General features: G+C 70.5%; 12 protein-coding genes. 3 read left to right on the plus strand and 9 right to left on the minus strand.

What is annotated here, in order from left to right:
- Positions 1 to 20 precede the first annotated feature (20 nt).
- From FHR04_RS01135 to FHR04_RS01150, 4 genes are all read right to left on the minus strand, one after another.
- Complete coding sequence (locus FHR04_RS01135) at positions 21 to 752, minus strand: hypothetical protein (protein WP_139400086.1); 732 nt, start codon at positions 750 to 752, stop codon at positions 21 to 23.
- Positions 745 to 1,809 carry a flavin-containing monooxygenase gene (locus FHR04_RS01140; protein ID WP_139400088.1) on the minus strand — a complete coding sequence of 355 codons (1,065 nt, stop codon included), beginning with the start codon at positions 1,807 to 1,809 and terminating at the stop codon, positions 745 to 747. The genes FHR04_RS01135 and FHR04_RS01140 overlap by 8 nt, the downstream gene beginning before the upstream one ends.
- Positions 1,810 to 3,399 carry a dihydrolipoyl dehydrogenase family protein gene (locus tag FHR04_RS01145; RefSeq protein ID WP_139400091.1) on the minus strand — a complete coding sequence of 530 codons (1,590 nt, stop codon included), beginning with the start codon at positions 3,397 to 3,399 and terminating at the stop codon, positions 1,810 to 1,812.
- A 133-nt stretch (positions 3,400 to 3,532) separates the two neighbouring features.
- The gene (locus FHR04_RS01150) at positions 3,533 to 4,357 is read right to left on the minus strand and encodes an alpha/beta hydrolase (RefSeq protein WP_139400093.1); all 825 of its coding nucleotides are present in this window, start codon (positions 4,355 to 4,357) and stop codon (positions 3,533 to 3,535) included.
- A gap of 135 nt (positions 4,358 to 4,492) precedes the next feature.
- On the opposite strand from FHR04_RS01150, the gene FHR04_RS01155 reads away from it, so the two are divergent.
- A complete protein-coding gene (locus FHR04_RS01155) occupies positions 4,493 to 4,987 on the plus strand; it encodes a hypothetical protein (RefSeq protein WP_139400094.1) in 495 nt (164 codons plus the stop codon).
- Between the two features lie 60 nt (positions 4,988 to 5,047).
- Here FHR04_RS01155 and FHR04_RS01160 read toward each other — a convergent pair whose 3' ends face one another.
- From FHR04_RS01160 to FHR04_RS01180, 5 genes are all read right to left on the minus strand, one after another.
- Positions 5,048 to 8,467, minus strand: coding sequence for an efflux RND transporter permease subunit (locus FHR04_RS01160; protein ID WP_139400096.1), 3,420 nt, complete (start codon positions 8,465 to 8,467; stop codon positions 5,048 to 5,050).
- Positions 8,464 to 9,744: an efflux RND transporter periplasmic adaptor subunit gene (locus tag FHR04_RS01165; RefSeq protein WP_139400098.1), complete on the minus strand. Its 1,281-nt coding sequence runs from the start codon at positions 9,742 to 9,744 to the stop codon at positions 8,464 to 8,466. The genes FHR04_RS01160 and FHR04_RS01165 overlap by 4 nt, the downstream gene beginning before the upstream one ends.
- Complete coding sequence (locus tag FHR04_RS01170; RefSeq protein ID WP_139400100.1) at positions 9,741 to 10,820, minus strand: TolC family protein; 1,080 nt, start codon at positions 10,818 to 10,820, stop codon at positions 9,741 to 9,743. The genes FHR04_RS01165 and FHR04_RS01170 overlap by 4 nt, the downstream gene beginning before the upstream one ends.
- Complete coding sequence (locus FHR04_RS01175; RefSeq protein WP_139400102.1) at positions 10,817 to 12,388, minus strand: TolC family protein; 1,572 nt, start codon at positions 12,386 to 12,388, stop codon at positions 10,817 to 10,819. Before FHR04_RS01175 ends, FHR04_RS01170 begins: the two co-directional genes overlap by 4 nt.
- 188 nt (positions 12,389 to 12,576) lie before the next feature.
- Positions 12,577 to 13,170, minus strand: coding sequence for a TetR/AcrR family transcriptional regulator (locus tag FHR04_RS01180; RefSeq protein WP_139400104.1), 594 nt, complete (start codon positions 13,168 to 13,170; stop codon positions 12,577 to 12,579).
- Positions 13,171 to 13,307: 137 nt separating this feature from the next.
- Here FHR04_RS01180 and FHR04_RS01185 point away from each other — a divergent pair, with 137 nt between their 5' ends.
- Positions 13,308 to 13,670, plus strand: coding sequence for a PadR family transcriptional regulator (locus FHR04_RS01185; protein WP_139400106.1), 363 nt, complete (start codon positions 13,308 to 13,310; stop codon positions 13,668 to 13,670).
- Positions 13,667 to 14,770, plus strand: coding sequence for a permease prefix domain 1-containing protein (locus FHR04_RS01190; protein WP_139400108.1), 1,104 nt, complete (start codon positions 13,667 to 13,669; stop codon positions 14,768 to 14,770). The genes FHR04_RS01185 and FHR04_RS01190 overlap by 4 nt, the downstream gene beginning before the upstream one ends.
- Position 14,771: the final 1 nt, after the last annotated feature.

Raw genomic sequence — 14,771 nt, forward strand, 5'->3', positions numbered from 1 at the left:
CTGTCCCGAAGTGAGACGGCTCATGGCAACCCCCGCAGCCGCTCGCGAACCTGTTCTTGGTCATGCCGTTGCCAGTACGTCTGCGGCTTCAGGGCCAGCGCCTCTCCGAGCAGCTGCCGGGCCTCGGCGCGCAGCGTGGCGGCCCGGCGGGCGTCGTGGCCGGCCAGCAGCAGCAGGCTGTCGGCGTAGCTGAGGCGGAAGAAGACCTCGCCCGGAGCCAGGGCGATGGCCTTGCGGTGACTGGCCCGCATGGCTTCCTCGCTGGCCCCGGTGGCCAGCACCACCAGCGGGCCGAGGCCCAGCGCCTGCGCGTGCCAGGTGCCCAGCCCCATCCACGCGCGGGCCTGCGTGGGGTCCAGGGCCAGGGCCTGCTCGAACAGCCGCCGGATTTCCAGCCCGGTGCGGGTGGCGCGCACCATGCCCGCCCCCTGCAGCTGCAGGGCCAGCGCGTTCGCCAGTTCCACGTGGGCCTCGGCGGAACTGGCGTCGGCGGCGATCGCTGACCGCGCCGCCGTCTCGGAGGCGGCGTACAGCCTGCTCCGCTCCGTCACGCTGTTCACCAGCACCGACTGCCCCACGTAGGCGCGGGCCAGCAGGTTCAGGGCCGGCGCGTCCATGCGGCCCCTGAGCGCCGCGATGGTCACGCCGGGTTGCCCACGGTTCAGGGCGGCCTGGGCGTCGTCCAGCGGGGTGGCCAGGCTGGTGGTGGACAGCAGGGCGGCGGTCAGGATGGCGGTCAGCACTTTAGACAAGGGAGGTCTCCAGAAATCGGCTCAGCCGTGCCACGACGAATTCGGCGTCCGGCCCGGCTGAGCGAATGGTACCGGACGCGGCGGTCCGCTGCCCCGGCAGGCCCACCAGAAAGAGGCCCGCAAGGGCCGTGCTGACCCCCAGGCGTTGCCGCGGTTCGCCGCGCGGATTCAGGGCCGCACGCGGCAGATACCCTCCGTTCCAGCGGTAACCGGTGGCGTAGATCACGCTGTCCACGGCTTCCTCCTGCCCATCCGGCCAGCGGACACCCGCAGGCGTAAAGGTTCCGAACAGCGGGCGCAGGTCTGGATTGCCGCCCTGCAGCGCCGCCCGCAGCCCTGGCACCGCGATGACGGGCTGCACGTCTGGCACGCGGCCCAGGGCGCCGAGCGGGAGACACTCCACCCCGGTCCAGTCCAGCCAGTCGGTCAGGTCATGGCCCAGCGGGCGCTGCGGAACCAGCCGTGGCGGACGGCGCGAGGTCAGCGTCACGCGCGCCACCCGGCCCAGTTCGGCGGCGATCTGGGCGGCGGAATTGCCGGCCCCGACGACCAGCACGCGCTGCCCGCTGAAGGGGCCGGGGCGGCGGTACTGCGAGGAGTGCAGGACCTGGCCTCTAAACCGGCTCGCCCCCGGCAGCTCAGGCCAGTGGGGCTGCCGGAAGGTGCCGGTGGCACACACCACCGCCCGCGCCGTCCAGGCCCGGCCCTCCCTGGCCTGTACCCGGAACACGCTGTCTTCGTGCCTCAGCGCCACCACCTCAGCCCCACGCCGCACCGGAAAACCAAAGTGGGCGGCGTAGGTTTGCAGGTAGGCGATCATCTCTCCGCGAGAGGGGTAGTGCTCTGGATCGCCGCCAAACGGCAGTCCGGGCAGCGCGGAGTGGCGGGCGGGCGTGAACAGGGTGAGGCTGTCGTAATACGCCGGCCACGAGCCGCTGGCGGTGTCACCCGCCTCCAGCACCGTGAACGTCAGCCCGCGCCGCTGCAACCAGTAGGCGGCGGCCAGCCCCGCTGTTCCGGCCCCGATGACCACGGCGTCCAGAAGAGGGCCGTGCATTCAGCTGGACGTGGCGGTTGCGGCACCGCGCGGGTGTTCGGAAGGCTGGGCCTGCCCCGCAGCCCGTCCGGGGCGGCGCCTGCCGAATGCCGGATTGTCCGCCAGCAACCCAAGATAACTCTGCCGCACGGCCTCGCTGAAGGTGGGGTAGGAGACCGGCAGCAACGCCAGCCTGACCGGATGAATGTGCAGGCGCGGCGAGAGGCTGAGGGTCTGGATCAGTTCGCCGGCACGTGGACCCACCACCTGGGCGCCCACCACCCGCAGGCCCAGCGGGGAGCCGAACCACCCCTGCAAGGCGACGAGTTTGACAAAGCCCGGCTGCTGCTCGGTGCGGGCGCGGTCCAGGCGGGCAAAATCGTACTCCACCACCGTCACGCGCGCGCCGTACTGCTGCGTCGCCTGCGCCTCGGTCAGGCCCCAGTGGGCGATCTCGGGGTCGGTGTAGGTCACCCAGGGAATGTCCTCTACCCGGGCGGCGGGCGCGCGCAGGGCCGCGACCCCCTGACCCCACCACGCCAGGGTGCCCAGCCCGGCCAGCGTGCCGCGCTCGGTTGCCCCGTGCGTGAACATCGGCCCGCCCACCACGTCGCCCGCGCCCCACAGGTAAGGGCAGGTGACGGACTGCATGTTGGACCGGACCTTCAGGCCCTGGCGGTTGAACTCGGCCCCAATCACCTCCAGCCCCAAACCCTCCACGCGCGGCGCCTTGCCCACGGCCACCAGCAGCTGTGAGCCGTCCACCGTCTGACCGCCGCTGAGCAGCAGCCGGACCCCGGTTTCCGTGCGCGCAGCCTGGACCGTGTCGGCCTTCAGGTGAACGGTCACGCCGTCAGCCCGCAGCGCCCGCAGCAGCGCCGCCGAGGCTTCCGGCTCGTCCCGGTCGATCAGGCGCTCTCCGGAATGCAGCAGCGTGACCCGGCTGCCCAGCCGGGCGAAGGCCTGGGCCAGCTCGCAGCCCACCGGGCCGCCGCCCAGCACCAGCAGATGCGCGGGGCGCTCCGGCACGTCGAAGACCGTCTCGTGGGTCAGGAAAGGAAGGTCCCGCAGGCCTTCGATGTCCGGGACGGTGGCCCCGGCGCCTGTCGCCAGCACGAACCGCTCGGCCATGACGGTGCGGGTCTGGCCGCCGCGCGTGACTTCCAGCACATGCGGCGACACGAACGCGGCCTGACCGCCGATGACCTGCACGCCGCGCGCCTCGATGGACTCCGGCGAGTCCACGTCCCTGAAGCGGTCGATGACCCGGTGCAGCTCGGCCCGGATGGTGGTCCAGTCCGGCTCGCCGCTGACGCTCAGGCCCAGCGCCGCGCTCTGCCGGGCCGCGTGAACCTGCCGGGCCAGCGCCAGCAGCGTCTTGGAGGGAATGCAGCCGGTGAAGGTGCACTCCCCGCCCGTCCGCTCGCGCTCGATCAGCACGACGCGCTGACCGTTGGTGGCGGCCAGCAGCGCGGCGGTCAGGCCGGCGGACCCGGCGCCGATGACCGCCACATCGGCTTTCAGGGGCGTGTGGCCCGTCTCGGGAGGAATGGCCCAGCCGTAGCGCTGGGGGTCCGGCGGGGCCGGGGACGATGCGGGTGGAATGGTCATGGACTCTCCTGCCCCCAGTCTGGGCACCGGAGGCCTGCGCGACTGTCAAAGGGGGTGCTATTTCGTGGGTGGCGTCCAGGACCATCCAGGGCTGGTCTGGGGAGGCTGGGTTGGCTCAGTCTTCCGGGCTGATTCAGGGGTCTGGCGTGCCTCCGTTCTGGCCCAGCAGCTCCAGGGCCAGTCGGGGCAACTCGTCCGGCGCATCGAAATGATGACGGCCCGGCAGCTGCCGGACGCCCCCCACCACGCCGGGCCAGGCCTGGGCCAGGGCCAGCGACTGTCCCAGAAAGGCTGCCGATTCGTCTGCCCCCACCGCCGCGATAAACGGTGCGGCGCTGGTGGGATGCAGGAACGCGGGGCTCAGGGCACGCGCCTCCTTCTCCGAGAGCTGCAGGGCCGGCTGCAACTCGGTGCGGCGCAGCGGCCCCAGATCGTACAGGCCGCTGATGCCGACGCCCCCCGCCAGCGTGACCCCGGGCAGGCCCTCGGCGGCCCAGTCGGTGGCGTGGATCATGGCGGCCAGGTGGCCCCCGGCGGAATGTCCGGCCACCACCAGCGGCCCCGCAAACTGTGCGGCGACAAACGCCGTGGCGCGGCGGGCCTGATCCACGATGCGTGAGAGCGTCACCGCCGGGGTCAGGTCGTAGCTGATGATCGCCACGCGCAGACCAGCCCCCAGCAGCGGCGGGGCCAGGTACGAGAAGGTGTCTTTGTAGAACGCCTGCCAGTAGCCGCCGTGAATGAACAGCAAGGTGGCCCGCACCGCGCCTTCAGGGCTGAACACGTCCAGCCGCTCGTGTTCGCCCGCACCGTAGGCCAGTTGCTGGGGCGCGCACGCCTCGCGCACGGCGGCGCTGTTCCGCGCCCAGGCCGCGACGAGGGCGTCGGCGTCCGGCACGCGGCGGCTGGGCATATAGGCGTCGTTGGTGGCCGCGTCGAAGAGGTCGGGGAAGGGCATAGGTCAGTCAGACTCTACGGCAAAGGAGCCGGCAAGGCGGGGACCGATCCCGCCGGCTGCGCGCGCGGCCCGTTGCAGATACTCTAGAGTCGCCGGACGGGCCGCAACCTGGTCTGGCACCCCGGAGGTCAGCCTATGGACGAATCACAGGACATGCAAACGCTCTTGACGCTGACGGAAAACTGGCACGGCGGCGACGTGGGCCGCACGGAACTGGTCTCGGCCCTGCGCCGGGTAACCGACGACTCCGGGGAACTGATCCGCACCCTGATCACGCAGCTCAGCCAGGGGGCCAAACGGGCGGGCCAGGGCGAGGAACACGCCGAGAACACCGACGCCTGGCGGCAGGAACTGATGGCCTGCCGCGCGCGGTCCTGGCCGTACCCGCACAGCGCCGGGCTGCTGGTGGGGCCGCACGTCCTGATCCTGACCGACGGGGACCAGGGCGTGCTGCTGCGCGCGGGCCGACTACGGGTGCTGAGCCCCAGCGTCAGCGCCTCGCTGCTGCTGCTGTGCCAGACCATCGTGATGGCCCAGCACTCGCTGGACGGCAAGATCGTGGGGCAGGCCCGCTCGCAGCGCATCGAGTCGGCGTCCACCTCGCTGTCGGAGATCGACCCGATCCGCTAGACCTGGGAAAGCGAGAGGCCCCTTCTTTGCCGGAAGGGGCCTCTCAACTTTGAAGGGGGATCAGTCGCCGTGCGCCAGCGTGCCGCTCACCGCCGCCGTGGCGTCCGGCCGGACCCGGCGGCGCTCGAACTGCCAGAACACGGTGGGCACCACGTAGAAGGTCAGCAGCGTGCTGGTCACCACGCCGCCCAGAATCACGATGCCCAGGCCGCGGCGGAACTCCGCGCCGTCGCCCTGGCCCAGAATCAGCGGGATGCTGATCACCAGCACGGTCAGGGTGGTCATCAGGATGGGGCGAAAGCGCAGTTCGGCGGCCTCGATCAGCGCCTCGCGCAGCGGCAGGCTGCGGGCGCGCTCGGTGACGAATTCCAGGTACAGGATGGAATTCTTGGTGGACAGGCCCAGCAGGATCACCATGCCCAGCACCGTGATCACGTCCAGGTTGACCCCGAACAGGCCCAGCGTCCACAGCGCGCCCACCACGGCCAGCGGCACCGGCAGCAGCAGGTAGATGGGGTAGCGGAACGAGTTGAACTGGCTGCCCAGCACCAGATAGGTCAGCAGCACCGAGGCGATCATGATGATCGGCCCGAAAAACACCAGATCCTGGGTCAGGCCCGCGCTGCCGAACGCGCTGGCGTTGCCCAGCGTCACGCCGTCCGAGAGCAGTCCGGCGTCGGCCACGCGCTTTTCGAGTTCCGCCTGGTACGCGAACGGGTTGGGGCCGCCCTGGATCAGGTTGATGTCCAGCGTGGCGGTGTAGGCCTTGTTCAGCCGGCTCAGGGTGGCCGGAGCCTGACCCACCTGGAAGGTGCCCAGCCCGCTGAGCGGCAGGTTGGCGTTGAGCGCCGGCGAGTAGACCGTCTGGGACAGCAGGCTCTGCTCGTCACGGATCAGCGCAGGGTCCAGCCTCACCACGATGTCCACGCTCTGATCGCCGTCACGCACGCTGCCCGCCACCGCGCCGTCGTTGTAGGTGCGTAGCGCCTGGGCCACGTCGCTGGCGCTCAGGCCGGTGCCGGACAGGCGGGTGGCGTCGGGCACGAAGGTGCGTTCCTGGGTGGTGGCGCTCAGGCTGCTCCCCACGGTCCGGATGTTCGGGTCCTGGCGCAGCAGGCGCACCAGCTCGCGGTTGCGGTCCAGCAGCAGGGCCTGGCTGGGGGCGGTCAGCGCCAGCGTCATGTCGGCGCTGCCGCCGGGACCGGCCTGCTGGGAGGCCACCGTCAGTTCGGCGCCGGGGCGGTTGGCGACCAGCGGCGCCAGTTGTTTGCGGTACCCGGCGCTCAGGGCGTCGATGCCGGGCCGCTCCTCCTTGGGCACCAGGGTCAGCGTCAGGCTGGACGTGTTGGCGCTGTTGCCGCCCACCAGACTGCCGGTGCCCACGCTGGTCTGCACCAGCCGGACCTCGTCGCGCGCCAGCAGCGTGTTCTCGATCTGGCGGGTCAGGGCGTTGGTGGTGGCCAGATCGGTGCCCACCGGCAGTTTCAGGTCCACGTTCAGGATGCCGCTGTCGGTCTGCGGCACGAAGGCGAAGCCCAGTCTGGGGGCGATCAGCGCGACGCTGCCCATGAAGGCCAGGGCGGCCAGCATGACGAGCCAGGGCCGTTGCAGCGCCGCGCCCAGGCTGCGGGCGTAGGCGCGGGCGGTGCGCATCACGGCATTGATGGTGACGCCGTGCAGCGTGCCGGTCAGTGCTTCCAGCACGGCGTACAGCACCGTCAGAACGTAACGCAGCAGGGTCAGGAAGACGGGTGCCAGAACCACCGACAGCGCCAGGGTCACGGGCAGCGGCAGGCCCGTGCGCGACAGGGCCACCGCGGCCAGGGCGCCGCCCAGCGCCAGGGCCAGCAGGCCGGGCAGCGTCCGGACCCCCACCAGCGAGCGGCGGAACAGCTCCGGCAGGCGCGCGAAAATGCCCGGCAGATCGCGCCACGCCACCGGCCTGGTCTCGGTGGTGTAGGTCATGCGGACGGTCAGGAACAGCAGGCTCTCCAGCCACGACAGCGTGATGGCCGCCGCGATGCCCAGCCCGAACTGGCTGAAGAACTGGCCCAGGATGCCGGGGAAAAAGCTCAGCGGGATCAGCACGGCCAGGAGCGAGAACGACGCGGCGGTCACGGCCGAGAAGACCTCGCTGGCCCCCAGCAGCACGCTGCGCACCGGGCTGTAGCCCATGTCGCGGTAGCGCTGCACATTCTCGGCCACCACGATGGAATCGTCCACCACGATGCCGATGGCCACGATGATCGCCAGCAGCGAGATGATGTTGAAGGTAAAGCCCAGCACTCCGAACAGCAGCGGCGCGGCGCTGATCGAGATGGGAATGGCGAGAATCACCGCGAAGACCGTGTTCAGGCGGCCCAGGAACAGCAGGCAGATCACGCCCACCGCGCCCACCGCGATCAGGAATTCCTTGAAGGTGTCCGAGACGGTGGCGCGCGTCTCGCGGGTGGTGTCGCTGGCCAGCTTGAGGCTGTAGCCGTCCGGCAGCCGCTGTTCTTTCATGGCCGCCAGCACATTGTCGGTCACGGCCACCGAGTTGGTGCCCGAGGCCTTGCGCACCGACAGCAGTACAGCCGGCTGACCGTTGACCCGCGCGAACGAGGTGGCCGACGCGCTGCCGTCACGCACGCTGGCGACGTCGTTGACGCGCAGGCCGCTGGCCGGATCGACGATGATGCGGCCCACGTCGGCGGCGCTGCGCGGCGTGTTGCGGGTGCTGAAGCCGGTGGTGCTGCCGCCCTGCGTCAGCGTGCCGGCCGGCAGGTCCAGCGCGGAGCCATTGATGGCCCCGGTGACGCGCGCGGGGCTCAGGTTGTAGCTCTGCAGCCGGGCCGGATCGAGCAGCACCTGGATCTTGCGCTCTGGCCCGCCCGACAGATTCACGTCGGCCACGCCCTCGACGCGCTCCAGCCGCGGAACCAGGGTGTCCTCGGCGTAGGCGGTCACGTCGTCGGGCCGGGCGCTGCCGCCCAGCAGGGCCAGCGACAGGATCGGGGTGGCGTTGGGATCGAACTTCTGCACCACCGGCGCCTCGGCGCTGCCGGGCAGGGCGCCGCGGATGGCGGCCACCGCCTGCGACACGCTGTTGGCCGCCGAGTCGATGTCGGTCTCGTCCGAGAAGGTGATGATCACCGCCGACTGGTTGCTGACCGAGGTGGTGTTGATGTCCACCACGCCTGCCAGGGTGCTGACCGCGTCCTCAATCTTGCGGCTGACTTCACGGTCGACCTGATCGGGGTTCGCGCCGGGGTAGGCCGTGCTGACGGCCAGCACCGGCACCTCGAAATTGGGCAGCAGTTCCACGCCCAGCCGGAACACCGACACCAGCCCCAGCAGCGCCACCAGCACGAAGATGCCGATGGAAAAGACGTAGTTGCGCACGCTGAAGCGCACGAAGGGATTGATCACCGGCTCGGGCGTGCCGTCGGGCAGCGTGCCGCGCGGGGCGTTCAGCTCGCCGGATTCGTGGGTGCTCATGGCGTGTCACCCTGCGCGCCGCTGTCCTCCGCTGCGCCGGCCTCCGGCCTGGCCGCCCCGTCCACCGTGATGGCCGCGCCGTCCTGAAGGCTGGCGGGCAGCGGGTCGATCACGCTCTGGCCGGGGTCGATGCCGCTGATGGCCAGCCGGCCGCCGGATTCGGCGATCACGCCCACCACCCGGCGCTCGGCCTTGCCGCCGGCGGCCACGAACACCGCCGTCTCGCCGCCGTCCACCTGCACAGCGCTGCTGGGCACCAGCACGCCGCTGCCCAGATCGGCGCGGTAACGCACCTGCGCCGCCGCACCCACCGGCAACTGCTCGCCGCCCTGAATGCGCGCGGTGATGGGCACCAGACGGTCCGTGCCGGCAATGCCGGGGCTGCCCTGCACGGTGGCGACGTAGTTGACGCCGCCGTAGCCCAGGTTGAGCTTGGTGCCGTCGGTCAGCGCGAAGGCGTCGCTGCTGGGCACGCTGAACTTGGCGCGGATGCTGCCGGGGTCCACCAGCCGGAACACCGGGGTGCCCTGTCCGGCGAATTCACCTACCTTCGCGCTGATGTTGGCCACAATGCCCGCGAAGGGCGCCTTGACGGCGGTGCGGGCCAGATTCTCCTCGGCCTGCCGGACGCCCGCCTGCGCGGTTTCCAGCGCCACCTGCTGCAGGGGCACGCTGCCCTGGGCGCTGCGTCCGTTCTGCTCCAGGTTGTTCCTCGCCGCCGACAGGCCCGACTGGGCCTGCGCGAGCGTGGCCCGCGCCGCCTGCAGGTCGGCCAGGCTGATGCCCCCCAGGCCGTACAGCGTCTCGGCGCTCTGGGCGTTCTGCCGCGCCTGGGCCAGTGTGGCCTCGGCAGAGGTCACGGCCGCCGTGAGCGAGGCGCTGGCGTTGGCCGTGGCGTCGCGGGTCTGCTGCAGGTTGATCTGGGCCTGCTGCAGCTGCAGGCGGGCATTGTCCAGCGCCTGTTGCTGCCCGGTGTCGTCGAGCTGCACCACCACGGCCCCGGCGCTCACCTGCTCGCCCTCCTCGGCCAGCACCCGCGTCACCGTGCCGCCGCTCTGGGTGGCCACCTGTGAATCCTTTTGCGCCGTGATGATCGCGCTGGCGCTGCGCTGGACGTTCAGGGTGCCTTTTTTCGCCGCGACCACCTGCACATTCAGCACCGTGGACTTGGCCGGGGCGGTGGTCAGGTCGTTGCCGGCGGGCTTGCCCTCCTCGGCCGGCTGCGAACACGCGGCCAGCAGCAGGGGCAGCGTCAGAAAGACAGTCAGCCGTCTCATTTTGCCAGTCCGGTCACGTCCACGCCGGAGGCTGCCCCCAGCGCCGCGAGGGCCCGCCACAGGCCGCCCTGTGCCTGGGTGACGGCGAAGCTGGCCTGCTGCGCCTGAACCTCGGCCTGCTGCACTTCCACGGCGGCGGCGGTGCCGGCCTTCAGCCGGGCACGGGCCTGGGTCAGGGTGGTCTGGGCGTTGGTGCTCTGCTGACGGGCGATATCGACCTGTTCCTGGGCGTTCTGCACCGCGCGGTAGGCGTCACGCACGCCGGTGGAGGCGGCCTTGACGGCGTCGTCCAGGCTGCGCTGCGCGTTGGCCTGTGCTGTGCGGGCGTCTTCCAGGGTGCGGGCCGGCGTGTAATCGTTGTCGGCCAGCCGGACCTGCAGCGCGGCGAAGCTCAGGCCACTGGCCGCCTGACTCAGCGACGGCAGGCGTTTTTCGAGTCCCGCCTGCAAGGTGGCCAGACTGACGTCCAGTTTGGGCAGTGCGGGCGGATCGACCAGCGTCAGGGCCGTGCCGGTGGGCAGTCCCAGGGTGCGTGCCAGTCCGGCTTTCAGGACGGGCAGCTGCGCCTGCGCGTCGGTCAGGGCCTGGGTGTCGCTGTTCAGGCTGGTCGAGGCGCGGTTGACGTCCAGCTGGGTGGCCACCCGGGCAGCCAGCCGCGCCTGGGCGATCTGCAGGTTACGTTTGTCCAGCGCCACCTGCGCGCTGTTCAGGGCAATGCGTCCGCCAGCCTCGTAGGCGGCGAGGTACTGCGAGATCACGGTCTGGGCGACGTTCAGCTTGGTGCCGTCCAGGGTGACGGCGGCCGCCGCGTTGTCCTGCTCGGCCTGGGTCAGCGTGGTGATGATGCTGGTGGGATCGGCCCGCACCGCCCGCAGGTTGGCCTGGGCCTTTTGCAGGTTGGCGCGGGCGGTGGTCACGTCCGGCCCACTCGCCAGGGCGCGGGTCACGGCCCCCTGCAGGGTCAGTTTGGTGGCGTCCTGCGCAGCGGCGTGGCCCAGCGTGGTGGACAGGCCCAGGGCGAGCAGCACGCTCAGGAAACGGGCCGCGTGGGCCTGGACGGGGTGTTGGGTGGTCATGGTTGGCCTCCGGGGACATCGGTGGGTGGGGTGGATTCGGGGATGGATGGTGTGGTGGGAAGGGGGGCTGGCGTGGGTTGGACGTCCGCTGGCGGCGCAGTCGGCGTGGGCAGCACCGGAAGCTGGCCCAGCAGCACCGGGTCCAGCTCGCCCGTCGCCTGCAACAGTTGCAGCGCGGCCAGCTCTACCGCCGCCCCCTGGGCCTCCACGGCGTTCTGGGCCTGGGTCACGGCCAGTTCGGCCTGCGCCACGTCCAGCGGCGTCGCCAGTCCGGCGTCCACGCGGGCTCGGGCGCTGTCCAGCGCGGTCTGGGCGCGCGTCAGGGCGGTCCCCAGGCTGGTCAGGCCGCCCAGCTCATCCTGGTAGCCCGACAGGCGGGTGCGAACATCGAGTTCCACGCCCTGCCGGGCGGTGTTCAGGCCCAGTTGTGCCTGCTGCACGCCCAGGACAGCCTGCGCCAGTTCGCCGGCCCCGGCGCCGCCCAGCAGCGTGTAGGTGCCGCTCAGCGATAGGGCGATGCCACCAGGGATCTCGCCGGTGTCCTTGAGGGGCACGCTGGCCTGCACGCCCAGCACGCCGGTCTTGCTGTTCAGGCTGCCGCTGACCACCTTGCCGGAGCCGCCCTGGCCGTCGCTGAGCTGTCCGGCGCGGATGCCGGCCGTCAGGTCCGGCAGGCGGGCGCTGCGCTGGGCGGCGGCCAGCGCGGCCTGCGCGTCGGCCAGCGAGACCTCGGCCCGGGCGATCTCCGGGCGGGCCTTCAGGGCGCGGGCCAGCAGGGTGTCCAGGTCACCGGAGGGGGTCAGGTTGGGCAGGCCGCCCACGCGGCCCGGGTCCGTGGGCAGGGCCAGGGGACGGCCCAGCACGCGGGTCAGCTGGGCCGCCGCCAGCGTGACGCCTCGCGCCGCCTGATCGCGCGCCGCCTGCGCCGACTCCAGGGCCGCTTGACGCTCCAGAACCGCCTCCACGGTGATCAGGTTCTGGGCGCGCTGCTCGTCGGCCACGGCCCGCAGGCGGGTGCTCAGGGCCAGTTGCGCCTCGGCCCCGGCCAGCCCGGTCACGGCGCTGCGCGCCCCGGCAAAGGCCTGCGTGGCCTGAATGGTCAGCGTGGCGCGGCTGTTGCGCAGGTCCACGGCCGCCGCCGCCAGCGCCCGCTCGGCGCTGCGGACCGCCTCACGCGCGGGGGACCACGGCAGCACGCTCAGGGACGCGCCGAGATTCAGGGTGGCGCTGCCCTGCCACTCGCCGGTGTCCCACGGCACCTTAACCACGCTGCTGTCGGCCCCCACGCTCAGCGACAGGCCCGCGCGGGTGCGGGCGCTGTCCAGCGCGAGCTGCGCGGCGCGGTACGTCAGGTCCGCCGACTGCCAGCCGGGTGACCCCCGCAGCAGGGTCAGGACGCTGCTGAGCGTGAGCGGCGCGGCCTGCTCCTGCACCTCTGAAAGGGTCTGCTGAAGGGGCGGCGGCGCGGGACTGGGAACGGGGGGCGGCGCGGTCTGGGCCTGTCCCGTGGTGGGCAGGCCCAGGCTCAGAAGCGCCGTGAGAAACAGTGCGGGAAAACGTCGTGTCATGAAATGAACCTCGAACAAACAGAGGGCGGAGGCAGGGCGGGCGGGTCGAGCGGTCAGCGAGGTTTGTGCAGTGGTCACTTACTTTCGGGCAAGATGCTACACCCTGCCCGTCCGGCGGACCACCCTCCAAAGGAGGAGGCTTCCAGACAGCCGCCGTGGGCCTGGCGGCCGGGCCAGATGCAAGTTCCTCATGGCGCCATCCCCGGCCACAGCAGGTCCAGCAGCCCGCGCACGAAGCGTCCGGCGTCCATCGGTTCGCGTCCGGTCTGAGGCATCATGTGTTCCTGATGGACGTAGGTGGTCAGGGCCCCCATGATGCTCAAGGCCGTGACCTCGGCGTCCAGCGGGCGCACCCGGCCCAGCTCCAGCTCGGCGCGCAGGTACTGGGCAATCACGTCGGCGTCCTGGCGCACCGGGTTACCCAGGCGCTCCAGAATCCGGTTGTGTTCGGGATCGTGACCGCGTGACAGCACAGTCATCAGGTTGGGAATGATCGCGGCCGCCTCCCTGAGCAGGGCCATGAAGGCCCCTTCCAGGTTGCGCCGGACCTCGCCCTGGCCCAGCCGCTCCAGCAGTTCCGCGCGCCAGTAGGCGTGATCGTGCAGGCCGACGGCGGCCTCGAACAGGTCCTCCTTGCTGCCGTAGCGCTTGAACAGCGTGCCCTCGGAAATCCCGGCGCGGCGGGCAATCTCGGCCGTGGTGGCGGCAAACCCCTGTTCCAGAAACACTTCGCGGGCGGCCTCCACAATCTGTTCATCGGTAATGGTGCGGGGGCGGGCCATAAGTGAGTTTGTACTGCACGAATTCGGTGCAGCACCGTGAAGTGGGTTACGCAGGACCGTGGCGCTTGACATTGGTGGGTTGCCCATTCAATGTATAGAAACGCGATAGAGCAATCCAATACACAGGAGGCCCACCCATGAACAGCCTGCCCCCCGCCTCACCCGACGCCAATCTCTTGCGCGGTCACCTTGACCTGATCCTGCTGAGCATCATCCAGGGCACCCCCAAGTACGGTCTGGAGATCAGCAAACTGGCCCAGACCGCCACCGACGGCTACTTTGACCTGAAGGTCGGCAGCCTGTACCCGGCGCTGCACCGGCTGGAAAAGGCGGGTTTTGTCCGCAGCGAGTTCACCAGCGGCCCGCGCAGCGGCAACCAAGTCAAGGCGTACACCCTGACCGAGAGCGGCGGGCGTGAGCTCTCAGTCCGCCGCGCCGAATTCCAGACCTTCGCGCAGCAACTGGGCAAGCTGTGGACCCTGCGTGGAGGCAGGACATGAACCAGACGGAACAGTACGTCAGGCAGGCCACGCGCGGGCTGTGGGGCCGGGCACGTCGGGAACTACGGGTGGAGCTGGAAGGCCACATTGCCGAGCGCTGCCAGGAGTTTCGGCTTGCGGGCCTGAGTGCCGAGGAAGCCGAGCGTCAGACCCTGCGTGAACTGGGCGCGCCCGTGCAGGTCAGCGGCGGGATGCTGGACGTGCATGTCGCTCCGGCGCTGGGCAAGGCCGGGGTGCTGAGCGCGCTGCTGGCCACCGCTGTCTTTTCCGCGCTGCCGCAGGGGCTGGCGCAGGTGCAGAGCATCTACAGTCGCACGGAAAACTACGGAGCGTCCAGCTATCTGGATTTCCAGCAGTTGAAAGAGGCTGTTGAGAAGGCGGGAGGCAAGCTCAGCGGCCCAGCAGACAGCGCCACCGTCACGGTTCCCGGTGCGCCCAGGGCCAGCTACCCGCTGAATACCGCTCAAGCCCCGAACACCACCCTGACGCAGGATGGAACGACGTTTCTGAGCCTGGGAACGTTGCTCGCCGGTCTGTCCAATACAGGCGCGGACGTGCGCGTGAGCGGCTGGAACAATCCCATCCTTGAGGTCGGGCAGGCGCGCATCGCTCTGGAAACCCAGGACTGGCGGATCCTCAATGAAGTGTATTTCGAGACCCTGGGCAAATCTGGCCCGCAGCTCAACGGGGGAGAGATTCTGTCCCGCCTGGAACCCAATGGCAACACGGGGGCAGTGGCCTTCACAGGCGCTTTCGCACCGGAGGGCATTTACGCCCTCGTGATGCCTGTCTTCAGCGAATGGTTCTCACAGACGGCGGGAGGGGAGCGGTTGGACGGCGGCAGCATCGTTCTGAAGACCAACATCAATCAGGCCAAATCAGGGCAGCTTGACTTCCGGATCGACAACGGCGTGCAGAACTTCAAGCTCTCCCACAGCGTCGATGAGTTCCAACTCGCCCTCGATCCATACCGCGACTCGTCCAAGCGGCACCAGTGGGACGCGCAGCACCCCGCCCCTGTCCTGCTCCTGAAGCTCAGCGGACATTTCGGGCCAGACGCCTACAGCGTCGTCGCGCCAGATACCGTGCGGCAGCCCTGAG

The organism is Deinococcus radiopugnans ATCC 19172 (assembly GCF_006335125.1).
Lineage (GTDB): Bacteria > Deinococcota > Deinococci > Deinococcales > Deinococcaceae > Deinococcus > Deinococcus radiopugnans.

Coding starts and splice junctions, on each gene's coding strand:
- FHR04_RS01140 (WP_139400088.1), bottom strand. CDS start 1,809: ATGCACGGCCCTCTTCTGGACGCCGTGGTCATCGGGGCCGGAACAGCG.
- FHR04_RS01145 (WP_139400091.1), bottom strand. CDS start 3,399: ATGACCATTCCACCCGCATCGTCCCCGGCCCCGCCGGACCCCCAGCGC.
- FHR04_RS01150 (WP_139400093.1), bottom strand. CDS start 4,357: ATGCCCTTCCCCGACCTCTTCGACGCGGCCACCAACGACGCCTATATG.
- FHR04_RS01155 (WP_139400094.1), top strand. CDS start 4,493: ATGGACGAATCACAGGACATGCAAACGCTCTTGACGCTGACGGAAAAC.
- FHR04_RS01160 (WP_139400096.1), bottom strand. CDS start 8,467: ATGAGCACCCACGAATCCGGCGAGCTGAACGCCCCGCGCGGCACGCTG.
- FHR04_RS01165 (WP_139400098.1), bottom strand. CDS start 9,744: ATGAGACGGCTGACTGTCTTTCTGACGCTGCCCCTGCTGCTGGCCGCG.
- FHR04_RS01170 (WP_139400100.1), bottom strand. CDS start 10,820: ATGACCACCCAACACCCCGTCCAGGCCCACGCGGCCCGTTTCCTGAGC.
- FHR04_RS01175 (WP_139400102.1), bottom strand. CDS start 12,388: ATGACACGACGTTTTCCCGCACTGTTTCTCACGGCGCTTCTGAGCCTG.
- FHR04_RS01180 (WP_139400104.1), bottom strand. CDS start 13,170: ATGGCCCGCCCCCGCACCATTACCGATGAACAGATTGTGGAGGCCGCC.
- FHR04_RS01185 (WP_139400106.1), top strand. CDS start 13,308: ATGAACAGCCTGCCCCCCGCCTCACCCGACGCCAATCTCTTGCGCGGT.
- FHR04_RS01190 (WP_139400108.1), top strand. CDS start 13,667: ATGAACCAGACGGAACAGTACGTCAGGCAGGCCACGCGCGGGCTGTGG.